Raw genomic sequence first — 6,000 nt, 5'->3', positions numbered from 1 at the left:
TAAAATGAGCCCTATAAAGAGGACACGGGTAAAATCCTTTTTGTACGTATTTTGAGATTTAATCCTATATTGTGGACACAGATTTGACTGCTGTTATTATGTTGATAGCTTTGAAAACCCAACTGTGGACATTGATATACAGCTTATCTGTTGTTGTGATATATTTTTTACAGAAAGGTGGACTATCTATGTCAAAACAAATCGTGTTTACGCAGGAACAAATCGAAATACTGGAAGGAAACATTTATACACATCATGTTTCTTCATACTGCATTGTTTTCACAGTTGCTTTTAAAGTTTTTTTCGCCAGCCAAGTAGATCTTCCTCAAATGACCACTCAGAAAATTATGCGTGCTGCTGGATATGATCCTTCGCTTTTCTCACGAAGCTGTCTGGATGGAATTCGTAAACGTATTCTGAAAGAAGCCCGTTCTCCTGAAGGTTTTAAGGAGCCCAGAGGAATTTCTCATTCAGAAAGGACTGCTTTGTTTGCCGAAAAAGATCTGGCTAAACAGCGGATGGATACAAGTATCCGAGAATTGCAGGAACACATTGTTCATTTGGAAAAGCAGGTTGAGTTTTTAAAAAAAACTTCACATGTCCGCAATCGGCAGAAGTAAGACAACACGTCCCAACCGGCGAACTCTTTGCACTGATCCAGCAGGAAACCATGACAGAGTCTTCTCTTAGTGTGAAAGAACTCTGCGATCTTGCAGGCGTTTCCCGTTCGGGATACTACCGATGGGTGAATGCCTCGGATACACGCAGATATCGTGAAAAGCGGGATCTCGAAGATTTTGAACTTATTAAAACAGCTTATGAGTTCCGTGGATATGCAAAAGGCTATCGGAGCATTTGTATGAGACTGTTCCGTATGGGATTCCGAATGAATCATAAAAAAGTAAAACGATTAATGAAAAAATTTGGTCTCTTCTGTCCAATCCGCAAAGCCAACCCCTACAGACGGATGGCAAAAGCATTGAAGACGGATGCTGTCGTTCCGAATCATGTCAACCGGGAATTCCGGAGGCATGGTCCCCGTAAGGTTTTGCTGACAGATATTACCTATATTCGGTTTGCTGACGGTTTCTGCTATCTCTCTGTGATAAAGGATGCTTTTACCATGCAGATCCTTGCCTATCAGTTAAGCAGTTCCCTGGCTGTGGATTTTGTTCTTGATACTGTGAAACAACTTCTCAGAGAGTACCCGGAACTGTTAAATGCAACGGCCTGGCTTCATTCCGATCAAGGCTGCCATTATACCAGTATTGCATTCCGCAATCTATTAAAAGATGGAACTCTTCGTCAATCCATGTCACGTAGAGGAAACTGTTGGGATAATGCCCCGCAGGAAAGTTTCTTTGGACATATGAAAGATGAACTGGCTCCTTATATCCCGTCATGGAAAACATTCGAGGATGTGAAGGCTCGTATAGATGACTGGATGGATTATTATAACAATGACCGATACCAGACACTCCTCCATGGAATGTCTCCAAACGAGTACTATAAATATATTAAAACCAACGAGTTACCATCAGCATTTAAGCTGTTATAAAATCCAGACAAAAAATTTTTCGGATGTCCTTGACAAGGGGCTCACTTTAATCTGAGACTGCGGTTAGATTGATAGATTACTAAAATTAAACCGTAATACTGAGAGCAAAACAACGGTTAAAACTGAGCAAAATAGAATTTGAGCCGTATTATCTGGTTAGAATCTACGGCTTAAAATGACAATTTGCAAATTTGAACCGTATTTTTTGCTGACTTGTACTGGAAAATAGAACGAAACGATTAAGATGTTATCTTTTAGTCAGAATCTATTGACAAATGTCTACCTTGCTATATAATATAGTCAAGAGAAGAACCTTATCATACAAGGTAGACTGGAGGGAAATCATGGGAACAGTGTTAGAAGTGCAGGATATTATCAGAAATTATTCTAAAAAAGGTGATGGAGCCCGTCCGGCAGAGGATGATATCAAGGTCATCCGCGGGATCAGTATGAAAGTCGAGAAGGGAGATTTCCTTGGCATTATGGGAAAGTCCGGATGTGGAAAGTCGACTCTGCTGCGGGTGCTCGGACTTCTGGACCGGCCGACAGAAGGAAAAATTTATTTTGAAGATTTTGATACGGAAGAATTGTGGAAAGATGAGCTGGCAGACATCCGCAGAAGGAAGATCGGATTTATCTTCCAGGACTACTACCTGATGGACAGTCTGACGGTGAGGGAAAACATGATTCTGCCGATGATTTTAGACAAGGCGGATTCCGCGGAAATGAAAAAGCGGGCGGAAAAATATGCGGAACAGTTTGAGATTTCGCATCTTCTTGAGAAAAAGCCGACGGAGCTTTCCGGCGGAGAGAAGCAAAGAGCCGCGATCTGCCGGGCGCTGATTAATGACCCGGAACTGATTCTGGCGGACGAACCGACGGGAAATCTGGATTCCAAATCCGGAAAAATTGTTCTGGATGCACTCAAAGAGATTAATAGATGGGGAAAGACTATCATCATGGTGACCCATGACCCTCAGATGGCGAGCAATTGTAAGCATGTGATTTTGCTGAAAGATGGCGTGATTTTAAAGACACTGGACCGCAAAGGAGACGATGAAAAAGAGCGGGAACGCTATTATCGGGAGATTCTCGGAGAAATGGAGCAGCTTTAAGTGAAACAACAAGAGACAGGCGGTGAGAAATATGGACAAAGCGCAGCTTATGAAAGGAATTCTGGAAGGATGTATTCTGAAGATCATTGATCAGGAAGAAACATACGGATATGAGATCGTAACAAGGCTCCAGGATTATGGATTTTCTGATGCAAAAGAAGGCACGCTTTATCCGCTTTTACTCCGTCTGGAGAAAAAAAAGCTGATCAAGGGAACCTTTAAAGAAAGTCCTTTAGGGCCGAAGCGGAAGTACTACGCACTGACTCAGGAGGGAAAGGACTATGTCGATCAGTTTTATCAGGCATGGCAGGAAGTGAAAGAGTCTGTTGACCGGATCTTCTGACAGGAGGCGAGAAAAATGTTATGGAAAAATGAATTGACAGAAATAAGAAATGAGAATGCAGAGCAGATCAGAGAAATGAGCGAAACAATGTGGGATCAGCTTTCTCCGATGGTAGAATATATTTCCTCTTTTTCGATTCCGATGTTTGAAGAGGAAGTGATCAAAAAAGATCTGATCGGCATGGCAGAGGAGGCAGAGATCGAAGAGATTTCTCTGGAAGAAAAACTGGGGATGCCGCGGAAAGAATTTTGCGACAATCTGGTGAAAGAGGAAATGAGAAACGAAAGAATAGCAGAGAACATCATGGAGTTTGCTGTACATTTTGTCTGGAATCTGACGTTTTTCTGGGCAATAGAGCTTTTTCTGTTTGGAAATCCTGACAAGGTTTATGTGGCAGACGCAGTAGTATCCTTAGTGATGGCGTTTTTAGGCGTATGGAATTTGGGAGGGCGTATGGCATGGAATAAATGGAAAGAGTGGATCAAATGTCTGTTATTCATCGGTTTTATTGTGATGCTTCTGGCTATGAATGTCCGAACAGATCTGGCTATTACAGGAAATGGATTTGTCATAGGAGGGTGTCTGATTTTGTTATCTGTTTTGGCAGCTTTTATCAGTACGAACTACTGGAAAAAGCAGTCACAGCAATACAACTGGAAATAGAAAGCGGGGGAAAGAAGATGTATGTGCTTGAAGTTGAAAATTTAATTCGTAATTATCAGAAGGCTGTAGGGAAAAAGGGAACAGAAGATATAAAAGTTTTAAAAGGACTGAACTTTCAGGTGGAAGAAGGAGATTTCACCGGAATTATGGGAAAATCCGGATGTGGAAAGACGACCCTTCTGAAAGTTCTGGGGATGATTGATAAGCAGACAGATGGAACGGTCCGATTCATGGGACAGGACACAAAAGGACTTTCCGGAGATACGCTGGCGGATATCAGAAGAACGAAACTCGGATTTATCTTTCAGGACTATTACCTGATGGACAGCTTAACGGTTGAGGAAAATATCATGCTTCCGATGATTCTCGGGCAGGAGGATGCACAGAAAATGATGGATGCGGCAAAGGCATATGCGGAAAAGTTTCAGATCGATCATCTGTTAAACAAGAATCCGTATGAACTCTCCGGTGGAGAAAAACAGAGAGTGGCAATCTGCCGGGCACTGATTAACAATCCGGATTTGATTCTGGCCGATGAGCCGACGGGAAATCTGGACTCCAAGTCCGGCAAAATCGTGATTGAAGCACTTCGAACCATCAATCAGGAAATGAAGAAGACGATCGTCATGGTTACTCACGACCCGCAGATGGCAAGCAACTGCCGGAAGATTATCCTTTTGAAAGACGGAGTGATTTTGGAAACGCTGGAACGGGGAGAAAAGAGCCAGGAAGAATTTTATCAGGAAATCATCGGAAAGATGGAGGAACTGTAAAAAAGTAGAGACAGGTCAAAGCGGGGAAGAAGGGATCATATGCTGCTGACAAAGTTATGGGAAAATGATCTGATCAAAATCAGACAGGAAAATGTAAACCGGATATCCGTTCTGGATGGGAAAATGTGGGATCAGCTTTATCCGATTGTAGAATATCTGGATTCCTCGTCACTTCCGCTCTTTGAAGAGGAAGTGATCAAAAAGGAACTGATCGGAATGGCAGAAGAAGCCCTGATTGAAGGAATCACTCTGGAAGAGAAGCTTGGCATGCCGGGACAGGAGTTTTGTGATCAGATGCTAAGCTCCAGAGAGAAAAGTGACAGGAGAAAAAAAGGAGAATATTTGGTAGAATTTGCAGTTCACTTCGTCTGGTTTCTGACATTTTTCAGTATAGAAACCATCTTGACAAATCAGATTGAACTGGATATGAGTACTGTGATCCTGGCAGTGATAGGTGCGGCCGCTTCTCTTTGGATTCACGATCAGATATTTATTCATCCTATTACAGATTACAGAGGGAAGATCGCATTCCGGTCTAAAAAATCACAGGCGCTGATCATCCTTTTGGTGATTCTGTGTCTGATCTTTGCAGACTGGCTGCTTTGGAGAATGGATATCCGGATTTCCATTCCATGCGGAGGCAGAATCTTCTTTGCAGGAATGCTGGTATTATCCTACCTGATGCTGCTTGTAAGAAAACAGTACTGGAACCGCCGGTCAAAGGAATATGAATGGGCATGATGAAGAAAAGGCAGGAGGCATAAAGACATGTTCTGGAGGAACGATTTGACAACATTAAGAAAAGAAAATACAGGCCGTATCGCGGACATGGGAGAAGAGATGTGGGAACAGCTGTATCCCGCACTACAGTACCTGTCGACCAGGCAACTTTCACTTTTTGATCGGGAACTGATCAAAAGCGAACTGATCGGCATCGCGGAAGAGGCAGAGATCCAGGGGGCCAGGCTGGACCGGAAGATGGGGATGCCTTATCAGGCATTCTGCGATTTTCTGATTGAAAAACGGGGAATCAGGAAAAAAAGTTCCATTGGAGAACAATTACTGGAAACAGGGACTTGCTTTATATGGTGGCTGACGTTCTTTGCAGTAGTCAATCTGATTCAGAATGATAATGCTGTCCGCTCTAATGAGATTCTGGCGGCGCTGGTAGCAGCCATGGCGGTTGTTCTTCTGGGAGACCACATGTTTGAGTACAGAGGAAGACTTTCCGTGGATCAAAAGAAATGGCGGATACAGATTGGAGTGATGGTGGTCTGCTTTTTCGTTCTGGCGGCTGTGACATCCAGGTATCCGATTGCCATACCTCTGACAGCAGGTAGATGGATTGTGATCGGGATTCTGCTTGTTGCTTCCGTTCTTCTGCTGCTTATCAGAAACTGGTACTGGAACAGCAGGTCAAAGCAATATAACTGGAAATCTGAATAAAGAGTGGAAAAGAACTCCTGCGATGTTGGGGAATGAAATCGCAGGAGTTCTTTGTTACACTTAAATGATTGAATTTGACTGATTGTGAAAGATTTACAAAAA

8 protein-coding genes are annotated in these 6,000 nt (G+C 42.9%); all 8 read left to right on the top strand.

The annotated features are described in order from the left end of the window. Window positions 1–188: 188 nt before the first annotated feature. Window positions 189–620, top strand: a complete 432-nt coding sequence (locus B5E64_RS15890) for an HTH domain-containing protein (protein WP_087169431.1) — start codon at window positions 189–191, stop codon at window positions 618–620. A gap of 32 nt (window positions 621–652) precedes the next feature. Then, window positions 653–1,558 (top strand): IS3 family transposase, encoded by a 906-nt coding sequence (locus B5E64_RS15885; RefSeq protein ID WP_343284094.1) that lies wholly within the window; start codon window positions 653–655, stop codon window positions 1,556–1,558. A gap of 344 nt (window positions 1,559–1,902) precedes the next feature. Then, the gene (locus tag B5E64_RS15880; protein ID WP_087169429.1) at window positions 1,903–2,673 is read left to right on the top strand and encodes an ABC transporter ATP-binding protein; all 771 of its coding nucleotides are present in this window, start codon (window positions 1,903–1,905) and stop codon (window positions 2,671–2,673) included. 31 nt (window positions 2,674–2,704) lie between these two features. Next, window positions 2,705–3,016, top strand: coding sequence for a PadR family transcriptional regulator (locus tag B5E64_RS15875; protein WP_087169428.1), 312 nt, complete (start codon window positions 2,705–2,707; stop codon window positions 3,014–3,016). Between the two features lie 15 nt (window positions 3,017–3,031). Further along, on the top strand, window positions 3,032–3,679 hold the full coding sequence (locus B5E64_RS15870; RefSeq protein WP_087169427.1) for a hypothetical protein: 648 nt from the start codon (window positions 3,032–3,034) through the stop codon (window positions 3,677–3,679). After that, the gene (locus tag B5E64_RS15865; protein ID WP_343284093.1) at window positions 3,595–4,452 is read left to right on the top strand and encodes an ABC transporter ATP-binding protein; all 858 of its coding nucleotides are present in this window, start codon (window positions 3,595–3,597) and stop codon (window positions 4,450–4,452) included. Before B5E64_RS15870 ends, B5E64_RS15865 begins: the two co-directional genes overlap by 85 nt. Before the next feature lie 39 nt (window positions 4,453–4,491). Further along, window positions 4,492–5,193, top strand: coding sequence for a hypothetical protein (locus B5E64_RS15860; RefSeq protein ID WP_087169425.1), 702 nt, complete (start codon window positions 4,492–4,494; stop codon window positions 5,191–5,193). A gap of 27 nt (window positions 5,194–5,220) precedes the next feature. Continuing rightward, the gene (locus tag B5E64_RS15855; RefSeq protein WP_087169424.1) at window positions 5,221–5,898 is read left to right on the top strand and encodes a hypothetical protein; all 678 of its coding nucleotides are present in this window, start codon (window positions 5,221–5,223) and stop codon (window positions 5,896–5,898) included. Window positions 5,899–6,000 lie beyond the last annotated feature (102 nt).

It is taken from the genome of Drancourtella sp. An12 (assembly GCF_002160935.1).
In the GTDB taxonomy this organism is placed as follows: domain Bacteria; phylum Bacillota; class Clostridia; order Lachnospirales; family Lachnospiraceae; genus Sellimonas; species Sellimonas catena.
The sequence above is the reverse complement of the archived record's forward strand: the minus strand, read 5'-3'. Positions and strand labels throughout refer to the sequence as shown.